We start from the raw sequence: 18,270 nt of genomic DNA, 5'->3' as shown, positions 1-18,270 counted from the left end.
AGTACGACGGCCGCTTGTCGCCCCAGCGCGGCTTGCCGAACCGGGCCGCGTAGGCACACATCACGCTCCCCAGCGCCGAGCCCAGCGTCGGCGGGGCTGCGACGACCCGCTCGACCGTCTCGGCGGCGTCCAGCCCCAGTTCCTCGAAGCGGTTCCGCCGGCGGCTCATCAGCCACTCGGCCAGCTCGCGGCGGCGGGCCGGGTCGGCCAGGTCGCCGAACCGGTGTCGCCGCTGGTAGGCGGCGATCATGAACTGGGTCTCCGGCGGCACCGCGATGCGGGAATGGGCCCGCAGCATGAACCGCAGCATCGTCATCCCGGAGCGCGGGCACCCGATGACGAAGATCGGCCGCTCGGACTGCATCACAACGAACCCCCGTGGAAATCGCTCAGGAAAGGGCCGGTCAGGCGGGCACGCGCTCCGGCTGCCGCTGCCGGACCGGTACGGCGGGCACCGGCGTCCGGGCGAAGCGCCAGAGCCGGAAGATCAGGTAGAACTCGTTCAGCAGGAGCAGCGCGCCCGCGGCGGCCGAGACGGGCATCAGAGCCCGGGGGCCGAGGAGCGGCGCCACCACGAACACCGCGGCGTGGAACTCGATGCCGCTCACCAGGTGGGTGCGCACGCGGTAGCGGGCGAGGAACGGGCCGATCAGGCGGTAGCGTCCCAGCAGCCCCCGCACCGGCCGGACCGCCGGTGTCCCGGCCGCCGCGCCTCCTCCCGGCACCGCGCCGGCCGCGCCGGACGCCTGCGCCACCGGGACGAAGCCCTGCGGGGTGGCGACGTAGCCCTGAGCCTCCCACCTCTCCCGGACCGCGTCTCGCACCCGCTTCATCTGCGGCGCGTTCACGTAGCGGAACAGGTCGAGCACCGTGACGCCCGTACCGAACAGGACGTAGGCCAGGTCACCGGTCACCGCGTACTGCCCGGAGGCCAGTCCGGCCGCGCAGCAGGCCACCCGGACGCGGTCGCCCAGGTAATCGGCCCAGAGGCCGAACGGCGTGCCCGTGCCCTTGAGCCGGGCGATCTTGCCGTCCATGCAGTCGACCATGAAGCTCAGGTAGAACAGCACGGCCCCCGCCGCGAGCCGTCCCGCCGCGAAGGCCACCGCCGCCGCCAGGCCGAGCACCAGGGAGAACCGGGAGAGGCCGTTCGGCGTGATGTCCGTGCGGTTGGCGACGAGCAGCGTCAGCCGGCACGCCACCGGATCGACCAGGAAGACCGTCCACCAGGAGTCTTTCGGCTTGCACGTGGCGCGAACGTCGTCCAACGAGTAGGCCTTCATGCATGCCAGCATGGCGAGCGCCCGGTTACCGGAATCGACGCTCTGTAACCCCCGGAACGTCTCCATGCCACTTCTTGACCAACATCGGCCAGTGCCCCCGGCCGCTTTCCCCCGCCGACAGACCGCCGAGGGCCTGGCCGTCCATCCTCTCCGGGGCCGCGTTCCCCGGCGGGAGGGACGGCACGCCGGGAACGCGGAACGGCGCCACCGGAAACCGGTGACGCCGTCACGTCGCACCGCCCTGGACGGGCTCCTCAGGGCCGACCGAAGACCGCCTCCACCACCCGGGCGGCGGCCCGGCCGTCGGCGAGGCCGCAGTGCCTCGCCACGAAGGCGTCGTAGCGCGCCGCGTACTCCTCGGCGACCGCGTCGATCCCCCGCAGCGCGGCGACCACCTCGTCGGTGCCGCGCAGCAGCGGGCCCGGGGCGTCGGCGAAGTCGAAGTACAGGCCGCGCAGGTGGTCGCGGTAACGCTCCAGGTCGTAGGTGTGGAAGAGGATCGGCCGGCGGGTCACCGCGAAGTCGAACACCGCGGAGGAGTAGTCGGTGACCAGGACGTCGGCCACCAGGTACAGCTCCTGGACGTCGGGATAGGCGGACACGTCGGTGACGAAGCCGTCGCCCGCGCCGGGCACCCGGCCCGTGACGTCGGGATGCCGCCGGACCAGCAGCACGTGGTCGGGGCCGAGCCGCTCCCGCATCCGCGCCAGGTCGAGCCGGAGGTCGAGCCGGTAGCGGCCCCTCCCCACGGGCTGGTCCTCGCGCCGCGCGGGGAGGTAGAGCACGACCTTCCTCCCCCGGCGCAGGCCCAGCCGCTCCCTGACCCGCTCCGCCAGCTCCCGGCGGCCCGGCCGCACCAGGACGTCGTTGCGCGGGCAGCCGGTCTCCAGCAGCGTGCCGGAGAAGCGGAAGGCGCCGCGCAGCAGGGGCGTGCACCACGGGCCGGGCGAGACGAGGTAGTCCCACTGCGCGACCTGCCCGGCCAGCAGTTCCCGGCCGACGGCCGCCTGCGCCCCTCCGGCGTCGAACCCGGTGCGCTTCATCCCGGCCCCGTGCCAGGTCTGCAGGACGGTCTGCCCCGGCCGGCGCTCGAACCAGGGTGGCAGGTGCACGTTGGCGACGACGTAGCGGCAGCGGGCCAGCGCCTTGTAGTGGTCGGCGCCGCCCCAGCGGACGGGGACCACCCCCGGTGGCAGCTCCACCTGCCCGTCGCGGACCACCCAGAGGAACTCCAGGCCGCTCCCCCGCCGCAGCAGCTCCTCGTAGACGGCCTTCGGGTCGTCGGCGAACCGCCTGCCCCCGTAGGCGTCGAACAGCACGGCCTGCCGCAGCGGCTCCCCGCGCCACGCCGGGTAGCGCGCGGTCCGCAGCACCCGCTGGTTCTTCGCCCCGCGCTCGTGCTCCGTCAGGTCGCCGCCCACCACGAGCACCGCGTGCCCGGTGCCGTCGGTCTCGAAGGAGAACTCCCGGCCCCCGGCGGCGTGCCCGCCGACCTCCCGGTCCGTCTCCAGCGGCAGGTCGCGTGCCGCGGTCCGCAGGGCCAGGCCGTACCTGCCCTCGGGGAGCGGGAGCGTGCCCGCCAGGGACCGGGCCGCGGCGGGGGTGACGACGGCCTCGAAGCGGGTGCCGTCGCAGCGGACCGGGAACGACCACTCGCCGCAGCGGTCGGCTGAGCGCACGACGAGACGCTCCGGCGCCTCCCCGACGTCGGCGAAGCCCCCGGCGAGCAGCAGCCGCGCACCGGCGGACCACTCGGCGCGCTCCACCGCGGCGGCCGGCGGCTGCACGCGCAGCACGAGGTCCCCCGCCGCCGACGGCCCGATGACGATCTCGCGGCCCTCCCGCACGTGCCGGTGCTCACCGAGGGCGTCGAGGACGGGCCACGGCTCCTCCGCCGCCCCGCCGGTGACCCGGGCCCGCCACCGCACCCCCGTGTCCAGGGCGAGGGCCTCCGGCCCGGCCGGGTCGAGCCGGGGCGGCCGCTCGGGCAGCACGTCGCGCAGGTCGACCTCGGCGGTGAAGGAGCCCCCCTCGGTGCGGACCGGGTAGGTCAGGACCGTCCCGCCGGGCTCGCGGACCAGTTCGAGGACGGATCCGGCCGGCAGAGCGGGGGCGCGCCCGGCCAGCCGGAGCCGGCCGCCGTCCACCCCGCGCGCGGTGAGCCGCAGACGCTCCGGCTCCACCCGCAGGACGAAGCCGTCGTCCTCGGCCCGGCCGGCGATCACCCGCATGCCCTGCGGCACCTCGAAGGCGCTCTCCCGGAAGTCGTCCGGCCCGCCCACCCGCAGCCGATCGCGCCGCACCATGCCGCGGTGGAGCACCAGCAGCTCGACGTGCCAGGCCGACGCCTCCGGCCCTGCGGACAGCCGGCCCGGCTCGACGGTGATCCGGAAACCGCCCCAGTCCCGCTGCCGGTTGCTGTCGCGCGGAGAGTCGACCGGGGCCGCCTGCACGGCGGCGACCGGGACGCGGACCCGCCGTCCGGCGCCGGAGCACACCAGCGAGGCGAAGATCTGCTGGTGCACCCGCTGCGTCGGGCGGAGATACCGTACGGTGGCCCGCCCCTCGATGACGAGGCGGCCGTCCTCCCAGCGCACCCCGTCCACCCGCTGCGCCAGGGTCAGCTCGCCGCGCAGGCGGGTCACCTCGGCGGGCAGGCCGCCCACCGGGACCCGGAGGTGGTAGCGGCCGCCGCGGCGGACCGCGCGCGGCTCGGCCGTGCGCTCCCAGGCGAGCCCGGCCAGCACGTCGTCCAGGCGGCCCCGCCGTACCAAGTGCCACAGCACGCGGCGCGGCGCGGGGAGCGCGGCCAGGACGGCCGGCCCGGCGTCGTCGAGGTAGGCCGCCGCCAGCTCCATGAACCGCAGCCGGAAGGCGTCGTCGCCCTGGGGCAGGGCCCTGAGGAAGAGCGCCAGGTCGCTGTCGAGGGCGGTGCGGTCCCAGGCGGGCACGTACTCGGCGAACTCCCCGGCCAGCAGGAAGTCCCGCACCGCCCGCACCGCGGTGAACCGGTCCTCCGCCCCCTTGACCCGGGCCCGGTCCTGGGTGATCGACTGCTGCTCGCCCTCGCGCTCCCGCCACAGGTAGACGTCTTCTGTCAGCACGTCCACCGCCTTGGCCAGGAAGTGCGCCGGCAGCGCGACCGCGATGTCCTCGTAGAGCACGCCCTCGGGGAAGCCGAGCCCGTGCTCGTCCCAGAAGGAGCGCCGCCAGAGCTTGTTGGTGACCAGCCGGTCCCGCAACAGGGCGTCGTGGGAGGTGATGTGGCCCCGCCGGACGGGCCGGGCGCAGACCACCCGGTGCATCGGGGACTGCCGCATCCTCCGCCCGCCGAACCGCCTGACGTTCCCCGACACCAGGTCGGAGCCGGTCTCCAGCAGGCTGCCCGCCATGGTCTCCAGCGCGTGCAGCGGCAGCAGGTCGTCGCCGTCGAGGAAGGCCACGAACTCCCCCGAGGCCTCCCGCAACCCCGCGTTGCGCGCGGCGCCGAGACCGGCGTTGTCCTGGCGCAGAAGCCGGAACCGGGGATCGCGCTCCCGGTACTCCTCGGCGATCCCGGCACCGGCGTCGGGGGAGCCGTCGTCGACCACCACGACCTCCAGGTCCCGCCACGTCTGCGCCGCCAGCGACTCCAGGCACGCCCGCAGGTAAGGCTCCACCTTGTAGGCCGGCACGATGACACTGAGCAGAGGCATGCCCTGTCCCCCCTTGAATCCCCACCAGCGGTCCCCGGCCGGATCACCCGCCGGTCCTCCCCCTCGGGATCCGGCCCGCTCGCCGGCCCGCAGACTCCGGTCGTCACGGCCGGTCCCGTCCGCCCGAAGGTTCACGCACGGTTTCTGACGAAGGCGTCCAGCCCTCGGTGGCCCTGGTACTTCGACCGCGTGAACTGCGGGAACTCCTCAGCCCAGCGATCGCTCACGGCCGTCTCGTCCGTCCTCCCGGCGTCGTCGAGGAAGACCGCCACCTGCTCGGCGCAGTAGGGCAGGAGCAGAGGCAGGGCGGGATAGCGCGCGGTGGGCCCGGTGGCGCCGGGCGGTCCGTCGACGAAGAGGAGCCCGACCTCCACCAGGTCCGCGAGGGCCTCGCGGGAGTACCACCGCCAGCTCTCGCCGCCGCTCTCCCACTGCTCCAGGGGCGCCAGCCGTACGTCCACGACGGAGGAGAGGCCGTGTGCGCGGACGAGGGCGCGGCTCTCCTCCGCGTACTGCGGGTCGTGTTCGAGGGCGACCACGGTGGAACCCGTCTGCTCGGCGATGTAGCCCAGCCATACGCTGGACGATCCGCTGCCGCATTCCACGATCGTCTTCGGCTTGACCCGGAGGATCCATTCGATCATCGGGCGCAGCGCGTCGGCCGGCGCCGCCCAGCCGACGAGCGGCGGGAGAGGTGCCCGGGGGCGGATGAAGGCGCGCAGGTCGACGAACGCCTCGGTCTGGGCGTAGGTGTCACGGACGGCGCGCTCCAGGGAGCGGCATCTGCCGTCCAGGAGCGCGAGGTCGCGCTTCATCCGGGCACGCGACTCGGCCATGGCCCTGGCCTGTTCGGCGTGCCGCTTCCCCGCCTGCTTCTCCGCCGCGCGGAGCCGCCCCTCGATGCGATCGATCCTGGTGCTCATCCGCTTCATCCGTGCCATGTCCCGGCCGTATCTCCGCAGCCCGGACTCGGTGCGGGCGAACGCCAGCACGGCGAAGGCCACCATCGAGCACGTGAACAGCCGCTGGTCGACGGCGCCGAGCCCGTACGCCGCGGTCATCGCGGAACACGCCAGCGCGCCGCCCGCGACGGCGATGCGACCTCTCTGCCTCAGCAGCCTGGTCCCCATGGAAGCCCCCGAACGTCCTCTCCGCGGCCGCAGACTCTCTGCGCCGGTCGATCCGGGTCCGCCGGACACCCTCCCGGGACGGACCTCCGAACGCCCGCCCACCTACCGCTCGATCTTCCTGCGACCGCCCCGGATCGCCCGGTCGGCGGTCTGCGGGTCCGGACCCGGTGCCTGCCTGCGGCTCCGCACGAGTCGCAGGCCCTCCGCGACCATCCCGCGGATGCGCCCCCGGGGCGTCCGGTCGAGCTGCCTGCGCAGGAGCCTGGCCTGCCGCCTCCAGTAGCGGACCTTCCGCTTCCACCGCTCTATCTCCGGGTCGACGGCCGGCTCGTCGTCCGTCGCCCCCATGGGACGCAGGCCCCATGACAGGCCGTCCTCCCACACCGTGCCGGAGACCTGGTGCATCACGTCCCCGATCTCCTCCCCAGGAGCGGCGAGCAGCAGCGCGCGGCGGACCGCGGCGGTGCGCTCCAGCCGGGCGGCCACCATCTCCTCGCCCTCCTCCAGCACCAGGGAGACCAGGCCCAGGGCATTGTCGTCGGCGAACTTCAGGAGCCGTTCCAGGGCGTCCGGCCGGGGGACCCACCCGGCCGGGCACGTGAACCTGAAAGGAACCGGGAACGCCGTCTCCGCCGGCCTCTCCGCGAACCTGACCCTGGCCTCTCCCCGGAAGCTCTCCCTGATGAGGCGGAGATCCGCGGACGGATCGTCCAGCGGGAAGCGCTGCTCCCCGGCGAGCAGGCCCCACGGGCCGACGAGCGTGACGGAGACATCGGACATGCGGCCGGCCAGGAGGCCGTTGACCGTGGCCTGGACGCTCTCCGCGGAGCGGCCGGAGGCATCGACCACGGCCTCCACGTTGGGCACCAGGTACTGGCGGTTCGGGTGGTTCCGCAACGACCGGTAGTGCGGGATCCGCTCGGTGATGTAGGGCATGGTGTGGCGCCTGCTCTCTCTTCTCCGCCGCATCGCGGCCGAGCCGCCGAGGTGGTGGCAGACGGACCGCCTGTCCGCCACGAAGACCGCTCCCGCCTGCGCCAGGCGGAAGGCGAACTCCGCATCGTGGCCGAGCGGCAGCGACACGTCCAGGCCGCCCACCGACCGGAAGAGGTCCGCCGGAAGGGACGCGGCCGTGCCGACGTATCCGGTGAACGCGTCGGAGCCGGCCTGGCGGAGGTCACCGGTCCTCTCCCACATCTCCATGACCTGGTGCGGCACCCCCTCGTCCTCTCCGAAGAGCTTCGCCGCCGTGCCCGAGACGACGGCCGCCTCCACCTCCGACGCCGTGAAGACCCCCGCCCGCCGCTCGTGGAACCGCACCTGCCCGAGGACCACGAGGTAGCCGGCCAGATGGTGCCACCGCATCTGGGTCTCGATGTGCTCCCGGTCCAGCACCACGTCGGCGTCGAGCCAGTGCACGACGTCGCCCTCGGCCACCGCCGCGCCGCGCTGCCGCGCGTTCACCCCTTCCCCGCCGTCCTGGACGCGGACGACCCGGGTCCGCTCCGGTACCGGCCCGGGACCGCTCAGCCGTACCGCCCCCCCGGTGTCGACCACGACGACCTCGAGCAGGTGGCTCGGGTAGCTCTGGCCGGCCAGGCTCGCCAGTGCGAGCGGCAGCGTCTCATCGCACCGGTACGCCGGGATGACGACGCTGACCGATTTGCGGGGGAGCCACTCTCCCGGCTCCGGCACGGGCAGGGTCCCGTAGTCGTTGCAGCGGATCCGCGGCTGGACCATCTCCGCACCGCCGAGAACCGGAGATCCCATGCGCCTCACCGTGCCTTTCCCCCGTGGCAGCTTTTCTTCACAGCGCAGCCTTCCTCGCCGGAGAAGGGACATCCATCTCCATCAACGGATTCGCGTACAGTCCTCGCCATTGCTGGCGGTACGACCTCAGGAACGTATTGATCGGCTCTTTCCAGGTGTGGCCTGCGATGCTTCCCCGGCGGACCATGTAGTTCAGGCCGTGGGCCCGGTAGATCCGCCCTCCGGCCGCGGTCACCGACTCCAGCAGCTGGGTGTCCACGGCCCGGGGGATCGGCCGGAACCCTCCCACACCGGTGAAGGCCTCCCGCGAGACGAGGATGGAGCTGCCGGCGACGTGGTTGGCGTAGACCTCCGTGACCGCCCTGCGCCGGACGGTCGTGTCGATGGTCTCCAGGTGGTAGAACTCCGCCGCGCATCCCACGAGGTCGGCGTTGGAATAACGCCGGGCGAGCATGAGGTCCGACAGGTGGTCGGGGCCGTACCAGTCGTCGTCGTCCATCTTCGCCAGGTAGTCACCGGACGAGGCCCGCGCGGCCTCGTTGAGCACGTCTCCGAAGACCTTCCGGGGATCCACCTCGATCACCTCGATCGCTCCCGGATAGGCGGCCACCGCGGCGGCCACCTCCGGCCGGTTCGCCGACAGGCCGTGAAGTGCCAGGATCAGTTCCACCGGCACTCCCCGTTGCCGCCCCACCTGGCTCAGCGCGAACCCGACCATGTCCGGCCGCCGCGTGCACAGCAGGACCGAGACCGTCGGCGGGTCCGGCGGCCTGAACCCGCCGGCCTCCGCGAGACTCCGCCACCGCCCCGCCACACCGTGCGTGCGCAGCGCCGCCCGGCGCAGCCGGACGCTGAACGACTCGCGCAGCAGCGGGTCGGCCAGGTCCTCCGGGTCGAACCCGTTCAGCAGCGCGGCCAGTTCCGTACCGAGGACCCGGCTCCACCACGGCCCGGGCCGGGCGATGACCGGCACACCCGCGGCGGCCAGGCCGCAGACCACCCGCGCGACGCCGACCGGCGCCCGCCAGCCCCCGTCGAGCTCCACCGCCACTCCCGGGAGCCCGCGCACCCGGATGATGTCCATTTCGGTGAGGGCGCCGGAGAGCGGGATCCGCGTGACGGCCCTGTCCTCCCGGGTTATCTCGTACGCCCCGTGGGCCTCGCGGAACCCGCCGACGGGTCCGTCCGCCGCCGCCACGAATCCGATCGGGCAGACCACGGCCTCATCGACCGGTGGGATGACGTCGGGTGAGAACGGGACGCCGGTTCCGGCGGTCCCCGGCTGCGCGGCATCAGGCCGCACGGTACCGCCGGAGACCTCCGGCCGCTCGATCAACCGGGACCCGTCCCCCTGCCAGGGAGGTGTCTCCGCCGTCACCGTCCGCAGGACGAGATCGCCTCCCGGAGCGTTGTTCCTGCACGGGACCGGGCCTGTCACGGGTGCCGGCGTCACGTTGGGGTCCCCCGGCCTCCAGTGGGAGGACCCGACGCCCGCCAGGGAGACCACCGGCGCATGCGGCCCTCCTCGGGAAGGGCCGGTCATGCCTCTCGACAGCGTCCGGAGCACCCCGCCGGCCGGCACCTGCCCGGCGAAATCCGCCTCGATCCGCCACGACCCGTCCGGCTCACGGCACACCTGCAGGTTGCGCAGCTTCCCCCAGTAGCGCCCGTTGTCGAGGGCGGGCACCGGAGCCGACCGCCAGGCCGGTGATTCCGTGATCACCACGGTGATCCCCCGGACCTCGGGGAGAAGGGCCCCCAGGGGAACCACCCGCCGCAGATCCGCCGGTGTCCTGGCCAGCAGGAGGAACCGCCGCACCGCCGTCCCGGTCAGCGGTCGATCGGTCGGCACCGCGTCGAGATCCACCCAGCTCGCGTCCGCGCGCCCGCACAGGTCTGTGGGGGGCTCGGGACACCCTTCGAAACCGATATGGCCGCCGAGGACGGTGTCGACCATGTTCGAACGAACTCTCATGACGCCTTCCGGGAATCATCTGGCGGCCCAGGACACGCCGACTCGACAACCGAAATCCAAACGTGGCCGTTGCGGCGGCCCACGGACGTTTACCTCACCTTCACCCGCCGCTGGGCGACTCTTGCGTGCCGCGCGGGAGCCCGGGACCGGGGAGCCGCGGCGCGGACGTCACCCGGAGAGCCCTGACTCCGCGCGCACGCCCGCACCTTCCTTTATGCGGACGCGCCAGCGCTTCGTGACCTGGTATTCAGGCCAGGAGGCGATGTTGTGGGCGTTCTCGTCCTCGCCCTCGCGATAGACGACCAGAATGGAATACCCCTTCTCCGCTTCCGCCAGCAGGGACCGGGGGACCACGGGAACGGTCCTGCTGAGCATCCTGACCGCCTTGCATCCCAGGCGGTGCGCGAGAATGGTCGTGTTCCAGGCGAAAACGGCGCAGGGACGGCCGTAGCCGATCTCCTTGATCCTGTCCGTGAGGATTCTGTCGTGCTCACGGACGTACGTGTGGTGAGCCACGTTCTCGGCCAGGTAGGAGTGCTGCAGGAGAAGGTGGCCGCCGATCAGCACCGAGCAGCAGGCGGCCGCGCCCGCGACTCCGGATCGCCGTCTGAGGCCGGCCGCCAGGAAGATGAGCCCTCCCGCCGCGGCGATCGCCCAGAGCCCGAGCGTGGGCATCATGTACCGCGGGTGCGTGCGCAGGCCGAAGTAGAGATACGGCATCGCCATGCCCGCACCGAGGATGACGGGGGTGGCGGCCACGATCCAGGACTCGTACCCCCGGGCCGCGATCAATCCCGTGATCATCAGCAGGAGAACGACGGCCAGCCACACGAGCCCGCCTACGGGAAGAGGGCCGCACCGCTCCACCGTCTCGCAGGACAGGGGCCCGTCCAGCGCCCTGAGGTTGTGCTCGATGAGCCACTGCGGTTCCTTGAAGTTCTCACTCGCGGTCGCGAGACGCTGCTCGAAGCTCCCGTATTTGATGATCGCTTCCGCGGACCACAGGCCCCAGCCGGCGGCCAGGCCACCGGTCAGCGCGGCGATGGCCCCGAGCGCCCGCCTCCTCCGCTCCGGAACGCGCAGCATGAGAGCGGCCGCCCCGCCCAGGGCGAGCGCGATCAGCGTCGCGTCGGTCACGCGGAAGAGCGAGACGAGGAACGTGACGGCCGCCACGGCCGCCTGCGACCTCCACGTGACCGGGGTGCCGGTGGCCGCGACGCGCAGCACCATGCCCGTGAGGGCGACGGCGCCCAGCGCCGTGTAGACGTTGGGCAGAGCCTCGATGCCGTAGAACACGGACAGCCAGCAACCGCCGAAGAGCGCCGCCGCCGTGGGAGCGAGATGACCGGGACGGACCCGGCACCAGACGTGAAACGCACCGAACAGCAGCAGCGCCGAGACGATCGCGAGGTACACCCGCACGACCACGAGCGAGTCCGTGATCATGACCACCGGGGCGACGATGAGGGGCGTCCCCCAGCCGCGGGACGCATGGAAGAAGATCGGTTCCCCGTTGAGCGAGAATTGGCTGAGGTATACGGCCTCGTCCCATTCGATACCGAATTCCGGTGTGACCAGAAGGAGTTGGGCCGCGGCGTAGCAGAGCGCGACGATTCCCAGGAGGACCTGCGGGCTCACCGCGCGGCCGCCCGCCGCGGGGTCCGGCACCGCGCCCACGGACGGCGCGGCCGCTCCGGCCGCGCCGTCCCGATCCAGATCGTGCATGATACGGAAGACCTCTCTGTTCAGGGCCGGTGCGCCCGGAGCATCAGCGACACGCCGGGCAGCGACCGCACCGGCAGGTGGCGCTCGGCCCTGACGACCGCGGTCAGCGCCGCGTTGACCAGCGCCGGCACGTCGGCCACGTCGCATCCGGTCGAGGTCCGCCGCCGCAGCGCGACGACGGGCCGCAGCAGGACGTTCCAGCTCCACAGCTCGTCGACGACGAGGCCGGCCTTCTCCATCAGCTCGGTCAGGGTGCGCCGGTCGTAGCGGCGGTAGTGGCCGCTCGCCTCGTCGTGGGCGGACCAGAGGGCCATGTCGCAGGGGACCGCGATCAGCGCGGTGCCGCCGGATCGCAGCACGCGGGCGATCTCCGCGGCGGCGAGGTGGTCCTCGTCGATGTGCTCCAGCATGTCGAAGGCCACGGCCAGGTCGCACACGCCCGAGTCGAGCGGGAGGTCCCGCGCGTCGGCTCTGATCGCGTTCAGGCCCCGGGCGCGGGCGATGTCGACGCCCGTCTCGGAGTAGTCCACCGCGAGCGCGTCCCAGCCCTCCTCCACCAGCACCCGGGTGTTGCCTCCACCGGCGGCGCCGACGTCCACCGCCCGGCCGGGCCGGCCGAGTCTCCGGACCTGCCTGGCGAGGATGGCGCGGCGCTCCCGGTACCACCAGTGGCGGTCCTCCACCGCGGTCGTCACCTGAATGTCGGATGCGTCCACGGCTCCCCCTGGTCGGACTCGGGTACGGATGACACGGATGCGGCTCCCCGGGCCGGGCGCCACCACTCCTGGTGGTCGCGGTACCACCGCACGACCTCGGCCAGCCCTTCGCCGAAGTCCACCCGGGGCTCGTAGCCGATCGATCTGATCTTGGTGCTGTCCACGGAGTAGCGCTGGTCGTGCCCGAGCCGGTCGGGGACGCGCACGACCATGTCCCAGCCCGCGCCGAAGAGCGCGAGCAGCCGCTCGGTGAGCTCCAGGTTGGTGAGCTCGACGCCGCCGCCGATGTTGTAGACCTCACCGGGGCAGCCCTTCTCCAGCACGAGCTGGACGCCCCGGCAGTGGTCGTCGACGTGCAGCCACTCGCGGACGTTCCGGCCGTCCCCGTAGAGGGGGACGCGGCGGCCGTCGATCAGGTTGGTGACGAAGAGCGGGATGACCTTCTCGGGGTACTGGTACGGGCCGTAGTTGTTGGAGCAGCGGGTGATGCGGACGTCGAGCCCGTGGGTGCGGGCGTACGCCCGGCAGAGCAGGTCGCCGGAGGCCTTGGCCGCCGAGTAGGGCGAGTTGGGCAGCAGCGGCTGCGACTCGTCCCACGAGCCCTCGGCGATCGACCCGTACACCTCGTCCGTGGAGACCTGGACGAAGGTGCGGACCCCGGCTTCCAGCGCCGCCTGCAGCAGCCGCTGCGTGCCGAGCACGTTCGTCGTCACGAAGTCGCCGGCGTCGGCGATGGACCTGTCGACGTGGGACTCCGCGGCGAAGTTCACGACCACGTCGTGGCCGGGGACGACCTCGGCGAGGAGGCGGGTGTCGGCGATGTCCCCGCGGATGAAGGTGTAGGCGCGGTGGTCTGCCACGGGGGCGAGGTTGGCGAGGTTCCCGGCGTAGGTGAGCTTGTCGAGGACCGTCACGCGGGCGTCCTCCCAGCCCGGATAGGCGCCCCGCAGCAGCGACCGCGCGTAGTGGGAGCCGATGAATCCGGCTCCGCCGGTGACGAGGACCCTCATGCGCGCACCTGGATCCTGCTGTGGTCGCCGACCATGAGCCCGTACGTGTTGGGCGTGCCCTCCGCGCGGCTCACCTCGACGTTGCGGCCGATGAGCGAGTGGGCGAGCCGCGAGATCCCGTGGACGGAGGAGTCGTCGAGCACGATCGAGTACTCGACCTCCGCGTCCTGCACGACGCAGCGCGGCCCGATCGAGGTGAAGGGGCCGACGTAGGAGGACTGGATCTTCGCGTCGGCGCCGACCACGATCGGCCCGCGGAGCACGGAGTTCTCCACGACCGCTCCGGGCTCGATGACGACCCGCCCGGTGACCTCGCTCAGCCCGTCGACCGTGCCCCGGTTGACGGGTTCGACGGTCTCCAGGACCATGCGGTTGCACTCCAGCAGGTCCTGCAGCCGGCCGGTGTCCTTCCAGTAGCCGGAGACCATGTGCGACTGGACGGAGCGGCCCTGCCCGATCAGCCACTGGACCGCGTCCGTGATCTCCAGTTCGCCGCGCGCGGACGGCCTGATCGCCCGGACCGCCTCGTGGATGGCGGGCGAGAAGGAGTAGACCCCCACGATGGCCAGGTCGCTGCGCGGGTCCGCCGGCTTCTCCTGAAGGGCGACGATCTCGCCCGCGGGGCCGAGCTCGGCGACTCCGTAGAACTGCGGCTCGGCGACCTTCGTCAGCAGGATCTGCGCGTCGTACCCACCGCGGCGGAACGCGTCCACCAGGCCGGAGATCCCGCCGAGGAGGAAGTTGTCACCGAGGTACATCACGAAGGGGTCGTCGGCGAGGAACTCCCGCGCGATCAGCACGCAGTGCGCCAGACCGAGCGGCGCCTCCTGGGGGATGTAGGTGACGTCGAGGCCGAACCGCGAGCCGTCGCCCACCGCCTCCCTCACCTCGGCACCGGTGTCGCCGGTGATGATCCCGACGCTGGTGATGCCCGCGTCCCGGATCGCCTCCAGCCCGTAGTAGAGCACCGGTTTGTTGGCGACGGGGACCAGCTGTTTGGCGGAGGTGTGGGTCAGCGGACGCAACCGCGTACCCCTGCCACCCGCCAGGACGAGCGCTTTCACCCTTCTCAGCTCCCTTGGCTCCGGTAAGGCGGATCCGGCGGGGCTCCGGTGAGCACGACCGGCCGCGACGGCCATTGCCGTACCGAGTGTGGAAGGGCCGAATTCGCTTCACCCCCCGCTTTTGCATCCCGGCGCCCCGGCCGTTACCAACGCTTTGCCCGCGCCCGGCCGCGGAAGGCCCACGACCGGTTGATCGCATAGCTCAGCACTGTGCTCGCCGGGAGGACGAGGAGCTGCGCGAGGAGGATCGGGATCCCGGCGAGCTCCACGAGGAGCGGGAGCCCGGCCAGGGACGCGGCCAGGAAGCTCAGCCCCACGGCGTAGAAGCGCAGGCATCCCGTGATCCACGGGTCGCGGGAGACCCGGAACACCACCAGGCGGTACCAGGGATAGACGATGACCACGGCCAGCAGATGGCTGACCGCCACCAGAAAAAGGTAGGGGACCCTGCCTTCAAGGATCAGTAAGCCCAGGGCAAGAAGACCGGAATAGACCGCGACCGTCACGGCACCTCCGATCAAATATGTGGTGCGCTGTCCACGAAGGACCGATGTCAGAGCATGCGTTCGCAGATCCGATCTGCCGGTGGAAACGGTCCGCACATCCAGCTGGGTCATTCGGCGACACCTCCGTTGAACGATTGCCGGGTGGCCGTCCGGCGAAATCCGGGAAATCGGAACGGGCCGGGGAGCAGCGCGGCCGACAGTCAGGAGAATCAAGTGTCAGTTTCTGTGGTCGTCCCGTGTTACCGATCGGCGAAAACATTGCCGGCCCTGGTGGACAGGATCGTTCCTGTTTTACGTGAGGCCGGGGTGCCGCACGAGGTGGTGCTCGTCGTCGACGGGAGCCCCGATCGCACCTGGGACGTGGCGTGCTCGCTGGCCCGCCGGATCGACTCCGTCCGCGCGATCCGCCTGTCCCGGAACTACGGCCAGCACAACGCGCTGGTCGCCGGCATCAGGGAGGCGCGGTTCGACGTGGTCGTCACGATGGACGACGACCTGCAGCATCCCCCGGAGCAGATCCCGCTGCTGCTGGCCGCGCTCGAAGGCGACCGGCTGGACCTGGTGTACGGCGTCCCGTACGAGGAGGAGCACGGGTTCCTGCGCAGCCTCGCGTCCCGCTCGGTCAAGACCGGCATGGCCTTCGCCCTGGGGGTCCGCAACGCGCAGAAGATCAGCGCATTCCGGGCGTTCCGGACCTGTCTGCGCGACGGCTTCGAGGCGCTCTCCGGGCCGCACGCCTCCGTCGACGTGGCGCTGTCCTGGAGCACCACCAAGGTCGGCGCGGTCAAGGTGCGCATGGACGAGCGCGCGCACGGCCGGTCCAACTACACGCCGCGGCTGCTCCTGCGGCACGCGGTCAACATGATGCTCGGCTACAGCAGCGCGCCCCTGCGGGTGGCGAGTTACCTCGGCTTCGCCACCGGCCTGATCGGGCTGGTGCTGGGGGTCGTGGTCCTGTGGAACTTCGCCGTCGGCGACACGACCGTGGCGGGCTTCACCACGGTCGCCTCGATGGTCGCGATCTTCTCCTCCGCCCAGCTGATCTCCATCGGGGTGCTGGGCGAGTACATCGGCCGCATCCACGGCGGCGGACTCGGGCGGCCCACGTACGTGGTGCGCGAGCGCACCGGGCCGCCCGCCTCCGTCAGCCTTCCCGCGCAGCAGGGCGCTGCGGGCGGCCTGGCGTACTCAGCAGCCCGCTCCGGACCATATGAACCGTGAGCACGGCGTGGGACGGGCGGAAGCCGTAGCGCGCCCACGCCCGCTGCACCCGCGTGTTGTGCTCCTGGGTGGAGATGACCACCTCCGCCGCGCCCCGGCCGAGCGCCCTGTCCTCGACCGCACGCAGCAGGTGCGCGTAGAGACCGCGTCCCCGCGCCGCCGGGACCATGCCCGCGAGCAGGATCTCCGTGCGCGGGCCGTCGTCGGCCACCGTGGCCAGGCCCAGGATCTCCCCGCGCCCGCCGCCCGCCGTACCCGCGGCGGCGTCCGCAGGCGTGGCCCCGACGGCCCGATCGGCCCCGCAGGCCCCGTCGGCCCACAGCGCCAGGCAGCGGCCCTGCTCGGCGGAGCCGGCGGCCCACTGCCGGTATCCCGCGAGCGCCGCGGCCCCGTCGAAGAGCGGGTTGGCCGCGTAGTGGTTGCCGTACTCGGCGAATATCCCGGCGACCAGGGCGGAGGCCGTCTCCCGGTCCTCCAGCGCCGCCGTGCGGAGCCCGGCCTGGGGCGCCGGGCGGCGTCCCAGGCCGGCGGGCAGGCTCCAGTAGACCAGGGAGCCCGCGAACAGCGGCACCCGGCCGTCGTCCGACAGCAGGTGCGCGAACCAGCCGACGTTCTCCGCCGGGTAGCGCAGCACCACGACGTCGGCGTCGGAGGCGCGCAGCGCCTCCCGCACCGGCGCGAGGGAGCCGTACCCGGGCGGGACCGTCAGCCGCGCCACCGAGCAGCCGAACCTCGCCGACTCCAGCGGCGAGGCCTCCGCCCGCGGCTCCGCCGCGCCGTGCCGGCCCATCAGCCCACCTCGTAGGAGCGGACGGCGTCGATCACCCGTGCCGTGCCCTCCTCGTCCAGGTCCGCGAACAGGGGCAGGCGCACCAGCCGGTCCGCGACCTGCTCCGTGACCGGGCAGCCCGGCGCCGCCACCCGCCCGTACCGCCTGCCGGCGGGGGCCGCGTGCAGCGGCTGGTAGTGGAACGCGGCCTGCACGCCCCGCTCCGCGAGGTGCGCGATCAGCGCCTGCCGGTTCCCCAGGTCGGGCAGGAGCAGGTAGTACAGGTGCGCGGGGTGGGCGCAGCCGTCGGGGACCACCGGCTGCGCGACCTCGTTGGCCGCCGCCCAGTCCGCCAGCCCCGCGTGGTAGGCGTTCCACACCGCGTGCCGACGGGCCTGGATCACGTCGAACGACTCCAGCTGCGCCGTCAACTGCGCGGCGAGGAGGTCGGAGGGCAGGTAGCTGGAGCCGATGTCGACCCACCGGTACTTGTCGACCTGCCCCCGGAAGAACTGGCTGCGATTGGTGCCCTTCTCCCGGATCACCTCGGCGCGGGCGACGAGGCCGGGGTCGTTCAGGAGCAGCGCACCGCCCTCGCCGCACTGGACGTTCTTCGTCGCGTGGAAGCTCTGCGCGGCCATGGCGCCGAACGACCCGAGCGGCCGGCCCCGGTAGGAGCCGCCCAGGCCGTGGGCGTTGTCCTCGATCACGGCGAGCCCGTGCCGCCGCGCGACCGCGCCGATCCCGTCCATCTCGCAGGCGACCCCCGCGTAGTGGACGACCACGACGGCCCTCGTCCGCTCCGTCACCGCGGCCTCGACCAGCCGCTCGTCGAGGTTCAGGGTGTCGGGCCGGCAGTCCGCGAACACCGGGACCGCCCCGCGCAGGGCGAACGCGTTCGCCGTCGAGACGAAGGTGAACGAGGGCATGATCACCTCGTCGCCGGGCCGGAGGTCGAGCAGGAGCGCCGCCATCTCCAGGGCGTGCGTGCAGGAGGTGGTCAGCAGGGCCTTTCCGGCGCCCGTCATCTCCTCCAGCAGTCCGCTCGCCCTGCGGGTGAACGGGCCGTCCCCTGAGGTGAGGCCTCCGTTCAGCACCTCGCCGAGGTAATCGAGTTCGTTTTGTGAAACATGTGGACGATTGAAAGGAATCGTCTGAAGATTTTTTACACTCATATCCGCAGCGAACAGCGGCGGCCATTCCCCCGCACGCCGCATCGCCAATTCTTTAACTTCTCATCGGCACGCGCGAGCCGCCGCGGACCGCCCCGTTCCCGGCCGGGAGATCGTCCGGCGGGCGCCCGTCGGTCGCCTCGCGGAGGATCCATCGAGGAAGATCCCGATGCCGCCCCGCCGTGCCGCGGCGTCCCGGAGCCGGCCCGACTCTCACAGAGCATCGTGACACTT

Annotated in this window: 14 protein-coding genes; 1 reads left to right on the top strand and 13 read right to left on the bottom strand. The window is 72.5% G+C overall.

The window, feature by feature from the left end; all coding sequences use genetic code 11:
* From ABD823_RS23985 to ABD823_RS23935, 11 genes are all read right to left on the bottom strand, one after another.
* The coding region (locus ABD823_RS23985) for a sulfotransferase (RefSeq protein ID WP_344863233.1) at positions 1-364 on the bottom strand (364 nt) is incomplete at its 3' end.
* Between the two features lie 40 nt (positions 365-404).
* Positions 405-1,283, bottom strand: coding sequence for a CDP-alcohol phosphatidyltransferase family protein (locus ABD823_RS23980; protein ID WP_344863231.1), 879 nt, complete (start codon positions 1,281-1,283; stop codon positions 405-407).
* A gap of 254 nt (positions 1,284-1,537) precedes the next feature.
* Entirely contained in the window at positions 1,538-4,978 is a 3,441-nt protein-coding gene (locus ABD823_RS23975; RefSeq protein WP_344863229.1) for a bifunctional glycosyltransferase/CDP-glycerol:glycerophosphate glycerophosphotransferase, read from the bottom strand.
* A 131-nt stretch (positions 4,979-5,109) separates the two neighbouring features.
* The gene (locus ABD823_RS23970) at positions 5,110-6,108 is read right to left on the bottom strand and encodes a class I SAM-dependent methyltransferase (protein WP_344863227.1); all 999 of its coding nucleotides are present in this window, start codon (positions 6,106-6,108) and stop codon (positions 5,110-5,112) included.
* A gap of 102 nt (positions 6,109-6,210) precedes the next feature.
* Positions 6,211-7,878 carry a glycosyltransferase family 2 protein gene (locus ABD823_RS23965; protein WP_344863225.1) on the bottom strand — a complete coding sequence of 556 codons (1,668 nt, stop codon included), beginning with the start codon at positions 7,876-7,878 and terminating at the stop codon, positions 6,211-6,213.
* 37 nt (positions 7,879-7,915) lie between these two features.
* Positions 7,916-9,853: a glycosyltransferase gene (locus ABD823_RS23960; RefSeq protein ID WP_344863223.1), complete on the bottom strand. Its 1,938-nt coding sequence runs from the start codon at positions 9,851-9,853 to the stop codon at positions 7,916-7,918.
* 168 nt (positions 9,854-10,021) lie between these two features.
* Positions 10,022-11,530: a hypothetical protein gene (locus ABD823_RS23955; protein WP_344863221.1), complete on the bottom strand. Its 1,509-nt coding sequence runs from the start codon at positions 11,528-11,530 to the stop codon at positions 10,022-10,024.
* 68 nt (positions 11,531-11,598) lie between these two features.
* Positions 11,599-12,294 carry a class I SAM-dependent methyltransferase gene (locus tag ABD823_RS23950; protein ID WP_344863219.1) on the bottom strand — a complete coding sequence of 232 codons (696 nt, stop codon included), beginning with the start codon at positions 12,292-12,294 and terminating at the stop codon, positions 11,599-11,601.
* Complete coding sequence (rfbB, locus tag ABD823_RS23945; protein WP_344863217.1) at positions 12,270-13,304, bottom strand: dTDP-glucose 4,6-dehydratase; 1,035 nt, start codon at positions 13,302-13,304, stop codon at positions 12,270-12,272. The genes ABD823_RS23950 and rfbB overlap by 25 nt, the downstream gene beginning before the upstream one ends.
* Positions 13,301-14,368 (bottom strand): glucose-1-phosphate thymidylyltransferase, encoded by a 1,068-nt coding sequence (locus ABD823_RS23940; RefSeq protein WP_344863215.1) that lies wholly within the window; start codon positions 14,366-14,368, stop codon positions 13,301-13,303. The genes rfbB and ABD823_RS23940 overlap by 4 nt, the downstream gene beginning before the upstream one ends.
* A gap of 143 nt (positions 14,369-14,511) precedes the next feature.
* On the bottom strand, positions 14,512-14,985 hold the full coding sequence (locus ABD823_RS23935) for a GtrA family protein (RefSeq protein WP_344863213.1): 474 nt from the start codon (positions 14,983-14,985) through the stop codon (positions 14,512-14,514).
* A 102-nt stretch (positions 14,986-15,087) separates the two neighbouring features.
* Here ABD823_RS23935 and ABD823_RS23930 point away from each other — a divergent pair, with 102 nt between their 5' ends.
* The gene (locus ABD823_RS23930) at positions 15,088-16,095 is read left to right on the top strand and encodes a glycosyltransferase family 2 protein (RefSeq protein WP_344863211.1); all 1,008 of its coding nucleotides are present in this window, start codon (positions 15,088-15,090) and stop codon (positions 16,093-16,095) included.
* Here the strand turns inward: ABD823_RS23930 and ABD823_RS23925 are convergent.
* The gene (locus ABD823_RS23925; RefSeq protein ID WP_344863209.1) at positions 16,019-16,885 is read right to left on the bottom strand and encodes a GNAT family N-acetyltransferase; all 867 of its coding nucleotides are present in this window, start codon (positions 16,883-16,885) and stop codon (positions 16,019-16,021) included. The two genes, ABD823_RS23930 and ABD823_RS23925, sit on opposite strands and share 77 nt — an antisense overlap.
* Complete coding sequence (gene rffA / locus ABD823_RS23920) at positions 16,885-18,081, bottom strand: dTDP-4-amino-4,6-dideoxygalactose transaminase (RefSeq protein ID WP_425566651.1); 1,197 nt, start codon at positions 18,079-18,081, stop codon at positions 16,885-16,887. Before rffA ends, ABD823_RS23925 begins: the two co-directional genes overlap by 1 nt.
* Positions 18,082-18,270 lie beyond the last annotated feature (189 nt).

Origin of the sequence: Planomonospora alba, from assembly GCF_039534085.1 — a bacterium.
Taxonomy (GTDB): domain Bacteria; phylum Actinomycetota; class Actinomycetes; order Streptosporangiales; family Streptosporangiaceae; genus Planomonospora_B; species Planomonospora_B alba.
Note: the sequence above shows the minus strand (reverse complement) of the source record. Positions and strands in the feature narration are given on the sequence as shown.

Bases quoted from the DNA above. Each gene is read 5' to 3' on its own strand.
- ABD823_RS23980 (WP_344863231.1), bottom strand. From the start codon at position 1,283: ATGAAGGCCTACTCGTTGGACGACGTTCGCGCCACGTGCAAGCCGAAA.
- ABD823_RS23975 (WP_344863229.1), bottom strand. From the start codon at position 4,978: ATGCCTCTGCTCAGTGTCATCGTGCCGGCCTACAAGGTGGAGCCTTAC.
- ABD823_RS23970 (WP_344863227.1), bottom strand. From the start codon at position 6,108: ATGGGGACCAGGCTGCTGAGGCAGAGAGGTCGCATCGCCGTCGCGGGC.
- ABD823_RS23965 (WP_344863225.1), bottom strand. From the start codon at position 7,878: ATGGGATCTCCGGTTCTCGGCGGTGCGGAGATGGTCCAGCCGCGGATC.
- ABD823_RS23960 (WP_344863223.1), bottom strand. From the start codon at position 9,853: ATGAGAGTTCGTTCGAACATGGTCGACACCGTCCTCGGCGGCCATATC.
- rfbB (WP_344863217.1), bottom strand. From the start codon at position 13,304: ATGAGGGTCCTCGTCACCGGCGGAGCCGGATTCATCGGCTCCCACTAC.
- ABD823_RS23935 (WP_344863213.1), bottom strand. From the start codon at position 14,985: ATGACCCAGCTGGATGTGCGGACCGTTTCCACCGGCAGATCGGATCTG.
- ABD823_RS23925 (WP_344863209.1), bottom strand. From the start codon at position 16,885: ATGGGCCGGCACGGCGCGGCGGAGCCGCGGGCGGAGGCCTCGCCGCTG.
- rffA (WP_425566651.1), bottom strand. From the start codon at position 18,081: ATGCGGCGTGCGGGGGAATGGCCGCCGCTGTTCGCTGCGGATATGAGT.